This is a genomic window from Salinisphaera sp. T31B1 (genome assembly GCF_040361275.1).
GTDB lineage: Bacteria > Pseudomonadota > Gammaproteobacteria > Nevskiales > Salinisphaeraceae > Salinisphaera.
Genome location: NZ_APNH01000002.1, coordinates 433,750 through 449,634 on the forward strand (window position 1 = coordinate 433,750; position 15,885 = coordinate 449,634).

At 64.5% G+C, this 15,885-nt stretch carries 14 protein-coding genes and 1 tRNA gene; 4 read left to right on the top strand and 11 right to left on the bottom strand.

The genetic code is table 11. The annotated features are described in order from the left end of the window. Position 1 precedes the first annotated feature (1 nt). A tRNA-Pro gene (locus T31B1_RS08885) sits at positions 2–78 on the top strand. Positions 79–179: 101 nt separating this feature from the next. Here the strand turns inward: T31B1_RS08885 and T31B1_RS08890 are convergent. Next, complete coding sequence (locus tag T31B1_RS08890) at positions 180–620, bottom strand: hemerythrin domain-containing protein (RefSeq protein WP_353249125.1); 441 nt, start codon at positions 618–620, stop codon at positions 180–182. A gap of 152 nt (positions 621–772) precedes the next feature. Between T31B1_RS08890 and pilB the strand changes: the two genes are divergently transcribed. Beyond that, positions 773–2,503: a type IV-A pilus assembly ATPase PilB gene (gene pilB / locus T31B1_RS08895; RefSeq protein ID WP_353249126.1), complete on the top strand. Its 1,731-nt coding sequence runs from the start codon at positions 773–775 to the stop codon at positions 2,501–2,503. Positions 2,504–2,665: 162 nt separating this feature from the next. Here the strand turns inward: pilB and clpA are convergent, their stop codons facing one another. From clpA to T31B1_RS08920, 5 genes are all read right to left on the bottom strand, one after another. After that, positions 2,666–4,927: an ATP-dependent Clp protease ATP-binding subunit ClpA gene (clpA, locus tag T31B1_RS08900; RefSeq protein ID WP_353249127.1), complete on the bottom strand. Its 2,262-nt coding sequence runs from the start codon at positions 4,925–4,927 to the stop codon at positions 2,666–2,668. Between the two features lie 60 nt (positions 4,928–4,987). Then, positions 4,988–5,320: an ATP-dependent Clp protease adapter ClpS gene (gene clpS, locus T31B1_RS08905; RefSeq protein WP_353249128.1), complete on the bottom strand. Its 333-nt coding sequence runs from the start codon at positions 5,318–5,320 to the stop codon at positions 4,988–4,990. A gap of 183 nt (positions 5,321–5,503) precedes the next feature. Next, positions 5,504–6,514, bottom strand: coding sequence for a phosphate acyltransferase PlsX (plsX, locus tag T31B1_RS08910; RefSeq protein WP_353249129.1), 1,011 nt, complete (start codon positions 6,512–6,514; stop codon positions 5,504–5,506). A gap of 51 nt (positions 6,515–6,565) precedes the next feature. Next, a complete protein-coding gene (gene rpmF / locus T31B1_RS08915; protein ID WP_353249130.1) occupies positions 6,566–6,748 on the bottom strand; it encodes a 50S ribosomal protein L32 in 183 nt (60 codons plus the stop codon). 34 nt (positions 6,749–6,782) lie between these two features. Next, positions 6,783–7,313: a YceD family protein gene (locus tag T31B1_RS08920; RefSeq protein ID WP_353249131.1), complete on the bottom strand. Its 531-nt coding sequence runs from the start codon at positions 7,311–7,313 to the stop codon at positions 6,783–6,785. A gap of 166 nt (positions 7,314–7,479) precedes the next feature. Here T31B1_RS08920 and T31B1_RS08925 point away from each other — a divergent pair, with 166 nt between their 5' ends. Beyond that, positions 7,480–8,073 carry a Maf family protein gene (locus tag T31B1_RS08925; protein WP_353249132.1) on the top strand — a complete coding sequence of 198 codons (594 nt, stop codon included), beginning with the start codon at positions 7,480–7,482 and terminating at the stop codon, positions 8,071–8,073. A gap of 6 nt (positions 8,074–8,079) precedes the next feature. Here T31B1_RS08925 and T31B1_RS08930 read toward each other — a convergent pair whose 3' ends face one another. Together T31B1_RS08930 and T31B1_RS08935 are read right to left on the bottom strand one after the other, a co-directional pair. After that, positions 8,080–8,730 carry an HAD family hydrolase gene (locus T31B1_RS08930; RefSeq protein WP_353249133.1) on the bottom strand — a complete coding sequence of 217 codons (651 nt, stop codon included), beginning with the start codon at positions 8,728–8,730 and terminating at the stop codon, positions 8,080–8,082. Beyond that, on the bottom strand, positions 8,727–9,614 hold the full coding sequence (locus T31B1_RS08935) for an RluA family pseudouridine synthase (RefSeq protein WP_353249134.1): 888 nt from the start codon (positions 9,612–9,614) through the stop codon (positions 8,727–8,729). Before T31B1_RS08935 ends, T31B1_RS08930 begins: the two co-directional genes overlap by 4 nt. A 382-nt stretch (positions 9,615–9,996) precedes the next feature. Between T31B1_RS08935 and T31B1_RS08940 the strand changes: the two genes are divergently transcribed. Continuing rightward, complete coding sequence (locus tag T31B1_RS08940; protein ID WP_502950964.1) at positions 9,997–13,575, top strand: ribonuclease E/G; 3,579 nt, start codon at positions 9,997–9,999, stop codon at positions 13,573–13,575. 93 nt (positions 13,576–13,668) lie between these two features. On the opposite strand, the gene T31B1_RS08945 is transcribed toward T31B1_RS08940, so the two are convergent. Genes T31B1_RS08945 through lpxK form a run of 3 tightly spaced genes read right to left on the bottom strand, consistent with a single transcriptional unit; the run spans position 13,669 to position 15,853 of the window. Continuing rightward, on the bottom strand, positions 13,669–14,163 hold the full coding sequence (locus T31B1_RS08945) for a low molecular weight protein-tyrosine-phosphatase (RefSeq protein ID WP_353249136.1): 495 nt from the start codon (positions 14,161–14,163) through the stop codon (positions 13,669–13,671). Continuing rightward, positions 14,160–14,912: a 3-deoxy-manno-octulosonate cytidylyltransferase gene (gene kdsB, locus T31B1_RS08950; protein ID WP_353249137.1), complete on the bottom strand. Its 753-nt coding sequence runs from the start codon at positions 14,910–14,912 to the stop codon at positions 14,160–14,162. The genes T31B1_RS08945 and kdsB overlap by 4 nt, the downstream gene beginning before the upstream one ends. Beyond that, positions 14,909–15,853: a tetraacyldisaccharide 4'-kinase gene (lpxK, locus tag T31B1_RS08955; RefSeq protein WP_353249138.1), complete on the bottom strand. Its 945-nt coding sequence runs from the start codon at positions 15,851–15,853 to the stop codon at positions 14,909–14,911. The genes kdsB and lpxK overlap by 4 nt, the downstream gene beginning before the upstream one ends. Positions 15,854–15,885 lie beyond the last annotated feature (32 nt).

The window sequence follows — 15,885 nt, forward strand, 5'->3', positions numbered from 1 at the left end:
CCGGGGTATAGCTCAGCTTGGTAGAGCGCCACGTTCGGGACGTGGAGGTCGTAGGTTCAAATCCTGCTACCCCGACCAACTAGCGGCCACTTTTTACTGCTTCGCACAGACACACCGCCCGGTGGCGGCGGCGCCGCATGCGTCGGGCGACTCCCGTGGTCGCCGCCCGACGTCGCGAATCAGCCGGCCTGCTCGGCCATCATTTCGTCGTAGCGGCTTGCCAACTCATTCTTCTCACCCTCGCCCAGCACACGGCCGGCCTGCTGGAAGACCTCTTGTTCCTCTTCGTCCAGGTGATGGGTCACCAGATGCTCGAGCTTCCGCGCCGAGACCAGCCACCCGGGCGAGCTGAATTCGGTGTTTTCCAGCGTCTCCACCAGTTCGTCGATCTCATGGTGTTCCGCCACGCTGTGCCGCGCCTTCTCCTGGGTCTGGTCATACTCCATCAGCGGCACGTAGAAATGGCGCTCTTCGGCGTTGGCGTGGTGCTCGAGCTCGGCCTTGAGCACGGCGAACAGCCCTTCCCGCTTGTCGGAATCCCCGTGGGTGTCGGTCAGGGCAGCGAGCAACCGGCGCTGCTTGTCGTGGCTTTCGCGGAGTGCTTCGAAGATCGTTTTCATCAGCGGGTATTCCTGTATCGGTCAAACGTGTGTCGCCAAGGATGGTACCTTGGTGCGCATCGCCGTAAAATCGTGAATATCACGCACAATCGAATTTCGGGCCGCCAGCCCAGCTGGCAGGCGCGGACGCTGACCCACGGCCGGACGTTCTCATGGCGATCACTCGCAACAATCCCAGCACGCCTCCACTCGGCGGACTCGCTCGACAGCTGATCGAAGACGGGCTGATCGATGCCGACAAGGCAGCCGAGATACACCGAGAAGCGGCGCGCGAAAACGAGTCGTTCGTGGCCCGCGTGGTCTCGCGAGGTGTGCTCAGCGCCGCGGTACTGGCCAAGGCGGCCTGTGAAGAATTCTCCATGCCGCTGCTGGATCTGCGTGCTGTTGACCTTGGCCAGGCGCCGATCAAATCGGTGTCGGAGCCGCTCATCCGAAAGCACGGCGTACTGCCGATCTTCAAGCGCGGGCGCAGCCTGTATGTCGCAGTTGCTGACCCGACCGATCTTCAGGCACTCGATGAATTCCGTTTCAACACCGGCCTGAACATCGAGCCGGTCCTGGTCGAACAGGACAAATTGGCACGTGCCATCGACAATGCGTTCAGCGCTATCGACAGCGCCATGGCCGGGCTCGATGACGTGGCCCTGGACAACCTCACCCTCGATTCCAACGTCGATGGTGATGCATCGACCGATCTCAACCGCGTCGATTCAGAGGACGCTCCGGTCGTGCGTTTCGTCAACAAGGTGTTGCTGGACGCCATCCACCGCGGGGCCTCGGATATTCACTTCGAGCCCTATGAGAAGAAATACCGCGTCCGGCTCCGTCAGGACGGTGTCCTGCGCGAGGTCGCCGCGCCGCCGGTCAATCTGGGCATGCGACTGTCGGCTCGCCTGAAGGTCATGGCACGGCTGGATCTGGCCGAACGGCGCATACCGCAGGACGGCCGTATCAAGCTCAATCTGTCCAAGAATCGTGCGATCGATTTTCGCGTATCGACCTGCCCGACACTTCACGGTGAAAAGATCGTGCTGCGTATTCTCGATCCCAGCAGTGCGCAGATGGGCATCGAGGCGCTCGGCTATGAACCTGACCAGCGGCAGCTGTTCGAAGAGACGATCGCTCGCCCCTACGGCATGGTGTTGGTCACCGGGCCCACCGGCAGCGGCAAGACCGTGTCGCTCTACACGGCACTCAATATTCTCAACACGGCCGACCTTAATATATCCACGGCCGAAGACCCGGCCGAAATCAATCTGCCGGGCATCAACCAGGTCAACGTGCAGCCAAAGGTCGGGCTGACCTTCGCCACCTGTCTACGCGCCTTCCTGCGCCAGGATCCCGACGTGATCATGGTCGGCGAGATCCGCGACCTGGAAACGGCCGAGATCGCCATCAAGGCAGCACAGACCGGTCATATGGTGCTGTCGACTCTGCACACCAACGATGCACCGCAAACGCTTACACGACTGATCAACATGGGGGTGCCGGCCTACAATATCGCCGCCTCGGTGTCGTTGATCATCGCGCAACGACTGGCGCGTCGCCTGTGCGGCCAGTGCAAACGCCCCGGTACGATCCCTGCCGGCGAACTGGTCGCCGAAGGCTTCAGCGCTGAGGAGGCGGAGCGTCTCGAGATATTCGAGGCCAACCCCGACGGCTGCGACGCATGCACCAACGGCTACAAGGGCCGCATTGGCATCTACCAGGTGATGCCGGTGACCGATGCGATCGGTCAGATCATCATGGGCGGCGGCAATGCCGCTGACATCGAGCGCCAGGCCACGGCCGAGGGCGTGATCGATCTGCGTCAGGCCGGGCTCAACAAGGTACGTGCCGGCGTCTTGAGCCTTGCCGAGGTCAATCGCATCACCGTCGAATGACTGCAGTCGCCCGACTCACCGGGCGCGAATCCGCCAACCGCCCACGATAGCCCGCGACGCGGCGATCGGGTTCGCACGCCGCGACATCCAAGTGTGAACGGACTCGAAAAAAAGGGCGGCACAGTGTGCCACCCTTGATATCCCCCGGACTGTCCGAGCCTGTCAGGCTTCGGCTGTCTCTCTGGGCGAGACATCGAGCTCGATACGGTCATCGGCCACCCGAACGACCACACGGCCACCGCTTTCCAGGCGACCGAACAGCAGCTCTTCGGCCAGCGGCTTCTTGATGTGCTCTTGGATGACGCGCGCCATGGGCCGCGCGCCCATCTTCACATCGTAGCCGTGCTCGGCCAGCCAGCGGCGCGCCTCGTGCTCGACGACCAGCTCGACCCCGCGGGATTCGAGCTGAGCCTCCAGCTGCAGCAGGAACTTGTCCACCACTCGTTCGATGACCTCACCGGCCAACGGCTGGAACTGGATGATCGAATCGAGCCGGTTCCGGAATTCGGGCGTGAAGCCCCGCCGGATGGCCTCCATGCCGTCGGTGCTGTTGTCCGACGGGTTGAACCCGATCCCGCGACTGGCCATCGCCTCGGCGCCAGCGTTGGTCGTCATTACGAGAATGACGTTGCGGAAATCGGCTTGGCGACCGTTGTTGTCAGTCAGCGTACCGTGATCCATCACCTGCAACAGCAGGTTGAAGATATCAGGATGGGCCTTTTCGATCTCGTCGAGCAGGACCACCGAATGCGGTTGCTTGGTGACCGCCTCGGTGAGCAGCCCGCCCTGGTCGAAGCCTACATAGCCCGGCGGCGCACCGATGAGCCTCGACACGGTATGCCGCTCCATGTATTCCGACATATCGAACCGGATCAGCTCGACGCCCAGGTGCAGGGCAAGCTGGCGGGTCACCTCGGTCTTGCCGACGCCGGTGGGGCCGGCAAAGAGAAACGAGCCGATCGGCTTGTCGCGGTTGTCCAGGCCCGAGCGCGACATCTTGATTGCGCTGGCCAGCGAAGTGACCGCTTCGTCCTGGCCGAAGATCACGAGCTTGAGGTCACGCTCGAGCGTCTTGAGTACGTCGCGATCGTCCCGCGAGACCGTCTTCGACGGAATCCGCGCGATTCGGGAGACCATGTCCTCGATATCCCGTACCTGGACGGTCTTGCGGCGCTTGCCCGAGGGGCGCAACCGCAAGCGGGCACCGGCCTCGTCGATCACGTCGATCGCCTTGTCGGGCAGATGCCGGTCGCTGATATGCCGGGCAGCCAGTTCGGCGGCTGCCTCCAGTGCCGGCTGGGTGTAGCGAACCTGGTGATGCTCTTCGAAGCGTTCCTTGAGCCCGCGCAGGATCTGTACCGTATCGGCCACGCTCGGCTCGGGCACATCGATCTTCTGGAACCGGCGTGCGAGCGCACGATCCTTTTCGAAAATGCCACGGAATTCCTGGTATGTGGTCGCCCCCATGCAGCGCAACTCGCCCGAGGCAAGCTTGGGCTTGAGCAGATTCGAGGCGTCCATCACGCCACCCGAAGCGGCGCCGGCGCCGATGATGGTATGAATCTCGTCGATGAACAGCACCGCGCCGTCCTGCTTGGCCAGTTCGGCCAGCACGGCCTTGAGCCGTTTTTCGAAATCGCCGCGATATTTGGTACCCGCGATGAGCGCGCCCAGATCCAGTGCGTAGATCACGCTGTCGGCAAGGATGTCCGGCACATCGTCCTGCACGATCAAACGGGCCAGCCCTTCGGCAATCGCGGTCTTGCCCACGCCTGCCTCGCCGACAAGCAGCGGATTGTTCTTTCGCCGCCGGCATAGTGTCTGAATGACGCGTTCGACTTCGTGATCGCGCCCGATCAACGGGTCGACATCGCCCTCGGCGGCCTTGCGATTGAGATTCGTCGCGTACTGGTCCAGCGCCGACTTGCCGGTCTCGCCGGCGTCTTCGGCGGACTTGTCGGCGGCGGAGGCGCCCTCCGAGTTCTCGCCGGCCGACTTGGACATGCCGTGCGAGACGAAATTGACCACATCCAGGCGGGTGACGTCCTGCTCATTGAGCAGATAGACCGCATGGGATTCCTGCTCGGAGAAGATCGCGATCAGCACGTTGACCGCGGTGACCTCTTTCTTGCCCGAAGACTGAACGTGGTAGACCGCGCGCTGCAGCACGCGCTGGAAACCCAGCGTCGGCTGAACCTCGTGGTCCTCGCCCGCCGGTACGACCGGGACATGGGTGTCGATATAGGTTTTGAGCTCGCGCTCCAGGCGCGCGATGTCGGCGTTCACCGACTCCAGCACCTCGATGACCGCGGGGTTGTCCAGCAGCGACATCAGCAGGTGCTCGACGGTGAGCATCTCGTGGTGCCGGCGGCGCGCCACCATGAAGGCGGCATCGAGAGCGGTTTGAAGTTCCTGACTGAGCATTTTGCGTCCCCGAACGTAGCGTTCGATTGAGGCCGTTTCAGATCGCCCGGCGAGCGACGATCAGGCTTTTTCCATAGTACACAACAGCGGATGCTGGTGGGCGCGCGCGTGGTCGTTGACCATGGCGACCTTCGTCTCTGCAATCTGTGCAGTAAACGTGCCGGCCACCGCCCGCCCGCGTGTATGCACGGTGAGCATCACCTGCACCGCCTGCTCGCGATCCAGGTTGAAATAGGTCAGCAACACCTCGACCACGAACTCCATCGGCGTGTAGTCATCGTTGTGCATGATGACCTTGTAGAGCGGGGGCTGGGCGGTCTTGGGCTTGCTGGCCTCGACGACGGCTTCGCCGTCGTCTTCGGTCGTCGGTTTCGGTCGATCGGTCTGGCTCATCACACGTTCCTGGCTGCGCGTCTCGGCACGAGCCGAAGTCGCGCGGGTCGCACCCGTGTCTGGTATACGCAGGATATAAGGATACAGGGGCAGTTGTTCAATCCGTTGACAGGGGATTGATTGCGCGCGAGCGGCCCTGGGGGTCGGCGCCGTTCGACGAAACTGCCGGCGCCTGCCGCGCGACTACTCGCCGAGATTGTGCGCCAGCAGCTCGCGGATGCGTCCGGGCACGTTATGCTCGACTTCCATCCGTGCAACGTCGATCGCACTGGCGAACGCGATCGCGTCCGCGTCGCCGTGCGACTTGATGACCGTGCCCTGCAGGCCGACGAACGTCGCACCGTTGTATTGCCGGGGATCGACACGCTGACGGAACGCCTTGAGCACCGGCATCGCAAACAGCGCCGCCGTGCGAGTCAGCGCATTACGGGAAAATTCCTCGCGCAGGAACTGTGCGATGAGCTTACCCAGCCCCTCGCTGGTCTTGAGCGCGACATTGCCCACGAAGCCATCACAGACAACGACGTCCACATCGCCGATATAAATATCATCGCCTTCGACAAAACCGATGTAGTTGAGCTGGCTATCCGTGAGCAGCTTGCCTGCCTGCTGGATCTGCAGGTTGCCCTTGATCTCTTCGGAGCCGATGTTGAGCAGCCCGACCCGAGGCGATTCGATGCCGTGTACCGCGCTGGCCAGCACGGCGCCCATCACCGCGAACTGGAACAGCTGCTCGGGCGTGCATTCTGCATTGGCACCGAGATCGAGCATCAGCGTATGTCCGCGCCGGGAAGGAATCGGCGAGACGATGGCAGGCCGGTCGATGCCGGCCAGTGTTTTCAACACGAAGCGAGACGTCGCCATCAGTGCGCCGGTATTGCCGGCCGACACGCAGGCACGCGCTTCCCCCTGATGCACGAGGTTGATCGCCACGCGCATGGACGAGTCTTTCTTCTGACGAAGAGAGCGCGCGGGCGACTCGCACATGCCCACCACTTCGCTGGCGTGACAGACCTCGATCCGATCCATCCCAGCGCTCTTGCGATGGCGTGCAATTTCCGTCTTGAGCGTTGCCTCGTCGCCCACGAGCAGGACATGAAGATCCTCGTGGGCGGCCAGACATGACTGAACGGCGTCCACGGCCACTCGTGCGCCGCGGTCGCCGCTCATGGCGTCGACAGCTATACGTGTCATGAACGATCGGCGACCGGGCACGGACACGCCGGCCCGGTCGCGACGAGGACGCTAGACGTCGTCGCCGATGTTGACCACGCGACGGCCACGGTAGAAACCATCGCGGGTCACGTGATGACGGCGGTGGGTTTCACCCGTGGTCGCGTCGATCGACAACGTCGGATGGGTCATCCGATCGTGGGTACGACGCTTGTCGCGCTTGGAACGGGATTTGCGGTTCTTCTGGACGGCCATGGCTTATTACGTCTTCCAGCGTTGGTTAATCTGATCAATCGCCATGCTTGAGTCGACTCAGCACGGCGAACGGGTTGTCCTTTGCATCTTCTCGATCCGATTCCGGCGCCCGTGGCCGATACTGCTGCACGCACTCGGCGCGATCACAGCGGGCCACGCTGGGCAACCCAAGCAGCAGCTCGTCGCTCACCAGGGCATGCAGATCCAGCATGTCGCTGTCTGCGAGAATCGGCTCGTCGGCACGCGGTACGTTGGCCGCGGCCTCGTCATCGCCAACGACCACCCCGGCCACCGTCAGGTGCATCGGTCGGTCAAACGACGTCAGGCATCGCTGACACATCAGCGTCAGCGTGGTTTCGATCGAGCCCGCGACGACGACGCGCCGCTGACTGTCTTCAGTGAAACGCAGCGAAACGGCGACGGCCCGATCGGTATCCGATCCAGCGACCGTTTCACCCGCCACCCTCGGCAGACGGGCCAGTTCGATCCCTGCGTTCACATCACGCCGCTGGCTCGCCAGTCGTCGGTAGTCGACCCGATGTGGCAGCGTTTCCGGCGTGCTCATGGCGCGCGATGATAGGGCCGAACCCGCCGCAAGTCAAAGCATTTCGCGCGATCACAGGCCGTATTCGCGGCCGCAGACCACGCGGGTCGCGGGTATCGTTTATCCTGCCCGGCCCTGCCATGGCGTCACGACGCCCGCTTCGAGACACAGACAACGACAGGTGATCATGGCCTCATCGACTTCCCCTCTGCTCATTCTCGCCTCCAGTTCTCCCTGGCGGCGCCAGCTGCTGCGCCAGCTTCAGGTTCGCTTCGAGGCCACCTCGCCGGACATCGACGAATCGCCGCGCGATGGCGAAGCGCCGATCGAGCTGGCCCGGCGCCTGGCCCAGACCAAGGCCGAAAGCATCGCCGAAGCCTGGCCGGAGGCAATCGTCATCGGGGCGGATCAGGTGGCCGATGTCGACGGTGAGATCCTGGGCAAGCCCGGCACAGCCGAACGCGCTCGGGCGCAGTTGCGCAAGCAATCCGGCCGGACCGTGGCGTTCCATTCCGGTCTGTGCGTCTGTGCCCCGAGGCTCACCGGCCCGCTGATCACGGTCGAAACCGTGACCACGCGCTTTCGCGAACTCAGCGACGCCCAGATCGCGCGCTATGTGGAAGCCGAGGACGTCACGGCCACGGCCGGCAGCATCAAGTCGGAAGGTCTGGGCATCACGCTGGTCGAATCGATCGAATCGCGCGACCCATCGGCGCTGGTGGGTCTGCCGCTGATTGCACTGCGCGGCTTTCTCGAACAAGCCGGACTGGCCCTGCCCTGAGTCGCCTCAGCGGGCGTCGAGCCAGGCGGGCAGCTGTTCGACCGTATCGAGCACATCCAGCGCACCGGCTCGGCGTAGCCGGGCCGTATCGTGCACGCCGCAGGCAACGCCCAGCGCATCCACGCCCGCTGCCCGGGCCATGGCCATATCGTATTCGGTGTCTCCGATCATCAGCGCCTGTTCGGGCATCGTGGCCGCGCGCAGCAGAATTTCTTCGAGCATGTCCGGTGCCGGCTTGGGCACCGACTCGTCGGCACAGCGCGTGAACCGGAAAAATTCTCGTGTCGAGGTACCGAGCATGGCCGCGTCCAGCCCGCGGCGACCCTTACCGGTCGCCACCGCCATCACGTAACCGTCGTCACGCAGTCGCTCCAGGGCGCTGCGCACCGGCTCGAACAGACGGGCGCGACTGCGCCGCATGCCATATCGGGCCCGATAGCGCTCGATCCGCGCACGCACCGCAACGGTATCCAGATCGGGGAACAGCCGGGCGAGCACGTCGTTCAGACCCAGGCCGATCAACTCGCGCATCTGCTCCGGCGTGCGTTCCGGCAATCCGGTGTGCTGGATCGCCTGCTGCATTGCCGAGACGATTTCGCCGGCCGAGTCCATCAGCGTGCCGTCCCAGTCGAACACCAGTAATTCATAGCGCTTCATTCGTCGCGCTCCAGGCGATCGATAACAGTCGTCAGTTCAGCGGGCATCTCGGCACGCAGATCCAGGGTCCGGCCGGCATACACCATCTGCAGATTCTCGGCGTGCAGGAACATTCGCTGCAATCCGTGTGCCTGCCAGTATCGGTGCCGGCTGCTGTCTCCGTACTTGTCGTCGGCTGCGATCGGATGCCCCATGTGCGCCGCATGCACGCGGATCTGATGCGTCCGGCCTGTGCGTATCTCGACCGACATCAGCGTCGCATGCCGATATCGGGCGATCGGTGCAAACAATGACAGGCTCGTGCGCCCGCGCACGCGATCCACTTCCACCATGCGTTCGCCGCTGCGCTCGTTGTCACGCGACAACGGCGCGTCCACCTCGATCGCGCCGTGAGACCACTGGCCTTCAACCAGCGCAAGATAACGCTTGCGTGTGGATACATCGTTCAACGACGCACGCAGGCCATCCAGCGCCGCCCTGGAGCGCGCGACCAGCAAACAGCCGCTGGTCTGGCGATCCAGCCGATGCACCAGCTCCACATATTCGTCGGCGCGCGCGGCTCGCAGGATCTCGATCAGACCGAATCGCACACCGCTGCCCGCATGCACGGCCAACCCGGCGGGCTTGTTGAAGAACAGGAAGTCCTCGGTGCTGCACTCAAGCGCGCGCTCGACACGTTGGATCAGATCGTCGGGCGGCCGCCCCGGGCCGGGCCGGGTCTTCTGGCGCACCGGTGGTAGCCGAACCTGGTCCGCGGCGGCCAGACGCGTGCCCGGTTTCGCACGGCCGCTGTTCACCCGCACCTCGCCGCTACGGATGATCTTGTAGATCCGCGATTTGGGAACGTTCTTGAAGACGCGCAGAAGATAATTATCCAGCCGCATGCCGTCGTCGTTGGCATCGATGACGACATGGCGTACTTGAGCGGGTGCCGTAGTCAGATTACACTCCCAAGGTCGAGCCGATAAAAGCAGCCTGCCGATGCCTTTCCCGCGCGGGCCGCAATCGCCGACCGACAGTTATTGCCACACGCTGCGTCGCTAAGACCAAAGCCTAGCATGGGCTCCGGACAGCGTGTCCTCCGCCAAGAGTCACTTAATTCATTTATGCGCTCCTGTCTCATTGTTGCTGCTTGCCGCGCGATCCTCGACGCCCTGTTCGGGCCGGATCTTCGCGTCGCTGCGGCAGCCGGCGCCCGTTTGCGCCCGCTGTATTCGACAATGACCGACAGTCGAGCGCCCGTCGGGATTCACCTGCATGAAACGTATTCTCATCAATGCCACCCAGCCGGAAGAGCTGCGCGTGGCCATCGTGGACGGCCAGAAGCTTCATGATCTAGATATCGAAGTCGGCAGCCGGGAGCAGCGCAAGGCCAACGTCTACAAGGGGCGCGTCACCCGGGTCGAGCCCAGCCTGGAAGCCGCCTTCATCGATTACGGCGGCAACCGCCACGGGTTCCTGCCCCTCAAGGAAGTCGCCAAGGAATATTTCGACAAGTCGAAGCAGAACGCTGACGGCGGCAAGGGCAACGGCAAGGACAGCATCAAGTACGCGCTGACCGAAGGCCAGGAAATCATCGTCCAGGTCGAAAAGGAAGAGCGCGGCAACAAGGGCGCCGCGCTCACGACTTTCGTCAGCCTCGCCGGCCGCTATCTCGTGTTGATGCCCAACAATCCGCGTGCCGGGGGTGTGTCGCGCCGTATCGAGGGCGAAGAACGCAACGAACTGCGCGAAGCCCTCAACCAGGTCCAGGTACCCAACGGCATGGGCGTGATCGTGCGCACGGCCGGCGTGGGACGTTGCGCAGAAGAGCTGCAGTGGGATCTGGATTATCTGGCCCAGGTCTGGAAAGCGATCAACGACGCGGCCGACGAGCGCAAGGCACCGTTCCTGATCTATCAGGAATCCAACGTCATCATCCGTGCACTGCGGGACTATCTGCGTGACGACATCGGCGAAGTCGTCATCGACCAGGACGATATCTACGCCACCGGGCGCGAGTTCATGCAGCAGGTCATGCCGCATGCGCTTAACAAGCTCAAGCATTACACCGACGAAACGCCGCTGTTCTCGCGTTTCCAGGTCGAATCCCAGATCGAATCCGCGTTCGAGCGCGAAGTCACGCTGCCATCCGGCGGTTCGATCGTCATCGACCATACCGAGGCCATGACCTCGGTGGATATCAACTCGGCCCGCGCCACCAAGGGCGGCGGCATCGAGGAAACGGCCTTCAACACCAACCTCGAAGCCGCCGAGGAAGTCGCCCGTCAGCTGCGCATCCGCGATCTGGGCGGACTCGTGGTCATCGATTTCATCGACATGGAAAGCGCCAAGAACCAGCGCGAGGTCGAGAATCGGCTTAAACAGGCGGCCAAGGTGGACCGCGCTCGCGTACAGATCGGGCGTATCTCCCGGTTCGGACTGCTCGAGATGTCGCGTCAACGGCTCAAGCCGTCGTTGTCCGAATACTCGAGCCAGGCCTGCCCGCGTTGTCTCGGTCGAGGCAGCATCCGCAGCGTCGAATCGCTGTCGCTGTCTATCCTGCGCCTGCTCGAGGAGGAAGCGATGAAGCCGGCCACCGGCCGCGTCATCGTGCAACTGCCCATTGCCGTGGCGAGCTTCCTGCTCAACGAAAAGCGCGACGATATCGCCGGCGTGGAGAAACGCTCGAACACGCAGGTCACTCTCGTGCCCAACAGCACGCTGGAGACCCCCCACTACGAGATCAAGCGCGTCCGCGGTGATCAACTCACCGAAGACCAGAACAACGCGACCAGCTACCGGATCGACACCAACGTCGAAATCGAAAAGCCGGCCGAACCCGACCATGCCGGACGTGCATCGGCCACGCGCGAAGAGCCGGCCGTCAAGCGCGTCGCGCGCCCGGAAGCGCCGGTCATCGAACCCAAGCCCGCGCCCGAACAACAGCCGCAGCAGGCCGCGGTTGCGGTCACGACCATGACGCCCTGGCAGCAGTTGTGGGACGCGTTGCGGCGCATCTTCGCCGGCGAAGCCGCCTCGGCCGCACAGAGCGACAGCGAAAAACGTACGGCCGAGCAGACGAAGGACTCGAGCAGCCGCCAGACCCGCGGCAAGCGCTCGAACAACAACAACGACAGCAGCGAGAGCCAGGCCAGCGATGGCAACAGCGGCGGCGCGCGCAAGTCGCGGCCCAGCCGTAATCGCCGCGGTGGTGACAGCGACGGCAACAGCGGCAAACGTTCCCGTCGCGGCGGCCGTAATCGCCGTGGCGGTACGAAGAACGACGATCAGAAGTCCAACGATCAAAAGGCCGGCGACCAGAGCGGCGATCGCCAGAAGTCCGGTGGCAAGAACCAGGACACGCCGAAGAAAAACGACAAGACGGATAACGACAGCGCCGGCAGCGGCCAGCGCGTATCCGCCCAGTCAGGTACGCAGGACAATCTGGATCGAGCCAACGAAGCACGCCAGCAGGCGCGCCAGGACCGAGCCAAGGCACGCGAGGAAGCCGAAGCCAAGCGCGACGACACCGCGCCCGCCGACGCCGACAATACGGCCGACAGCGACAAGCCGACCGACTCGGACTCTCCGGCTGGACAGAACGCAAGCGACAGCAGCACGGACAACAACGGCAACGGCGGCCGTCGGCGCCGTCGGCGCGGCGGACGCGGGCGACGCGGCGGACGCAACCGTGGCGCCAACAACGCCAATGAGCGTGGCGAGACCGACAACAGCAACGAGGCCGGCTCGAACGAATCGGCCGCACGGCAGCAGGACGGCCCGGACACCTCGGCCGCCACGGACGCCGAAGACGGCACACATGCCACGCCGCAGGCCCCCCGGCCAGCCGACGATCGCTCGCAAAACAACCGGAGCGGCCCCGCGGCCGATACGCGGCTGGATGACAGCGAAACCGACGACAGCGCACCGGCGGCCGCCCCGGCCGAACCGGCAGATGACACGCGCAACGCCGCCAAGCCGGAGCCGCTGACGGCCCCCGCACCGGAGGAGGAAGAGCCCTGGTCGGCCGTCACGGCCAGCGACAACGCACGGGCCGCCTCCGCGCGCAAGAACGCGACGCCCGATGCACCCGCCGAACCCGAAACGCCCGTACCGGATGTCTCCGACGACCGCTCGACATCTGCAACGCCGGACCAGCCCGAGGCCGTATCGGTCGCTGACAACGACGACAGCGCCGATACAAACACAGAGGGCGGCACACCGGAAAACGACGAGGGGACGGCCAGCCAGGCCAAACCGGCCAAGACCCGTTCGCGTACGCGCCGCCGGCGCAAGCCGGCAACAGCCGCAGCCGACGCGGAACAGACGTCGACGACGGCCAACAGCGGCGATTCGAACGGATCGACGCCGACGCCAGCCGCGGCCGCGGCGGCAGACGCCCGCGACAAGGCCGACACGGCGCAGCCGTCCGAGGCCGCAGCCGAGACAGACGATACGCCGCCAACTCTGCATGACGAACCGGCCGCGGCGACGGTACCGACAAGCGAGAGCACGACACAGGACAGCACGCCGCTCGACGAGCCTTCGGCGGCTGACGAGACTCGTGCCGAGGCTCCGGAGGCCGTCGATACGGCGGCCCAGGATGCCACCTCGCTCGAGCAGGTCGAAACCTCGGCAGAACAGGCGCGCACGCAGGCCACGGTCGACGACTCCGTGGTCGAAGAGTCGGCCGGTCAGGCGCAGGCGGATACCGAGACGCTACCCAAGGCCCGTCAAAGCGCGTCCGTGGACGACGTAACCGCTGCGGTCGACGACACCACCGAGCGCTCGCTCACCCAGGTCGAGACGCGCGCGTCGAAGGCTAGCAAGCCGTCGGAAGACGATATCGCGTCCAGCAGCTGAGCACCGCGCACAAAACCGCCCTGCCCACAGCCGCCCCGCCCGACGAATGTGTCGGGCGGGGTTTTTTGTTTCCTCAGGCCACGCGGGCGGTGGTCAGTCCAGGCGAGCCGTGATCTCGGCCAACAGGCCGTCGGTCGAATCCTCGATCATGTCGAGAACGCGCTCGAAGCCATCGTCTCCGCCGAAATACGGATCGGGCACGGATTTGCCACGATAGCGATCACTGAACTCGCTCAGCAGTGCGATCCGGGCACGCCGCTCGGACGCGCGGCCCGACAAGCCTTGCAGGTCGGCAAGATTCTCGCCGTCCATGGCCAGCACGTAGTCGAACGTGTCGAAGTCCTCGACGCGGACCTGACGGGCGCGGAGATCATCGATATCCACGCCCCGGTTGGCCGCGCTGGCCGCGGCCCGTGCATCCGGCGGCTTACCGATATGCCAGTCGCCGGTACCCGCGGAATCGATCTCGATGCGCTCGGCCAGACCGGCAGCGTCGACACGCGCACGGAACACGCCGTGGGCCGTCGGCGATCGGCAGATATTGCCAAGGCAGACGAACAGGACACGGATAGAGGCTTGTTCGTTCATTGGGTTTTCTCCCCCAGCTGTTTCTCGACCCGTAACAGATCGGCTTCTGTATCCACGCCGGGACCCGGCAATTCCCACGCCTCGACCATGGAGATAGTCAACCCCAGATCGAAGGCCCGCAGCTGTTCCAGAGACTCGTGCTGTTCGAGCGCTCCCGGCGGTGCAGCCGAAAACCGCTTGAGCGCGCCGACGCGATAGCCATAGATGCCCAGGTGTCGACAGGCCAGCGGGCTGAACTCGCGATTGCCGCTGTCCCGGTGAAAGGGGATCGGCGCGCGTGAGAAATACCGCGCCTGACCACGTGCATCGACCACGACCTTGACGATATTCGGATCGACGAACGCCTCATGCGTATCGATTCGGGTGTAGGCGCTGGCCATATCCGCGCTGCGGTCGCCGACCAGCGCGTCGCCGACCTGATCGATCAGACTGGGCGGCATCAACGGTTCGTCTGCCTGAACGTTCACCACGATCGCCTCGTCGGCCAGGCCACGCGTGACCACGACCTCGGCGATACGGTCGCTACCGCAGGCGTGATCGTCCCGTGTGAGTACGGCCTCGACGCCGTTTGCCTCGGCAACAGCGGCAATCTGCGGACTATCGGCGGCCACGATGACCGTCTCGGCGCGACTCGCCCTCGCCGCCCGGCAGACATGCGCGAGCATCGGCTCGCCGGCGATCTCGCGCAGTACCTTGCCGGGTAGCCGCGTGCTGGCCAGGCGCGCTGGAATGACGACGACGAAACTCACGATGGGGTTATCTCCTGTGGCGGGATGCCGGCACACAGCCGATCGAGCAACGCGTCGATACGACGCTCGCCGGTGGCGCTCAGCCGAGGTTGCACATCGACCGCCCAATGCCGGCGATCGGCAAACGCGCTGCATTTTACCGCGTCCTTTGCGGTCATGAGCACGGGCCGGCCGTCGTCGAAGTCGATATCCGCGCGCACGAACCGGTGATGATCGTTCATCGGATGGGCGATGACGCGCAGCCCGGCGTCTCGCAGCATGGCGAAGAACCGTTCGGGATCGCCGATGCCGGCTACCGCATGCACCTCGGCCGCCTCGAAGTCGCTGAGCGGGCGCGCGTGGTCGCCGACCACCGCGGTTACCTGGTCCGGCACGAGATAAAAATCGCCGTCGCGCCCGTGACGTAGCGACAGATCGACTTCATTCAACCGCGAGGCCGGCTCGCGCAGCGGCCCGGCCGGCAACAGCCAGCCGTTGCCCAGTCCCCGTCTCGTGTCGGTCACCGCAATCTCGGCGTCGCGGGCCAGCGCATAGTGCTGAAGTCCGTCGTCGGCGAGGATGACCTGCACGCCGTATCGTTCCACCAGATACCGCGCCGCCCGCGGCCGTACCGGGTCCACCGCAACCACCGCCCGGCCGGTACGGGCGAGCAGCAACGGTTCGTCGCCGGCTTCGGTCGCGGGCGTTGCGGTGCTCACAACCAAGGGATAGCGATCAGCCTGGCCACCATAGCCGCGCGATACCACCCCCACCCGCAACCCGCGTGCGCCGAGCCGATCGATGAGTGCGAGCGCCAGCGGCGTCTTTCCGCTGCCGCCGACGGTAATATTGCCGATCACCAGGACCGGCACGCCGACGCGCTCGACCGTCAGCCAGCGGCGTGCGTACGCCCATCGGCGCAGCCGGACGATGAGACCGAACAACCACGCGAGCGGGCGCATCAGGTACCACGCGCCGCCAGGCCGATACCAGC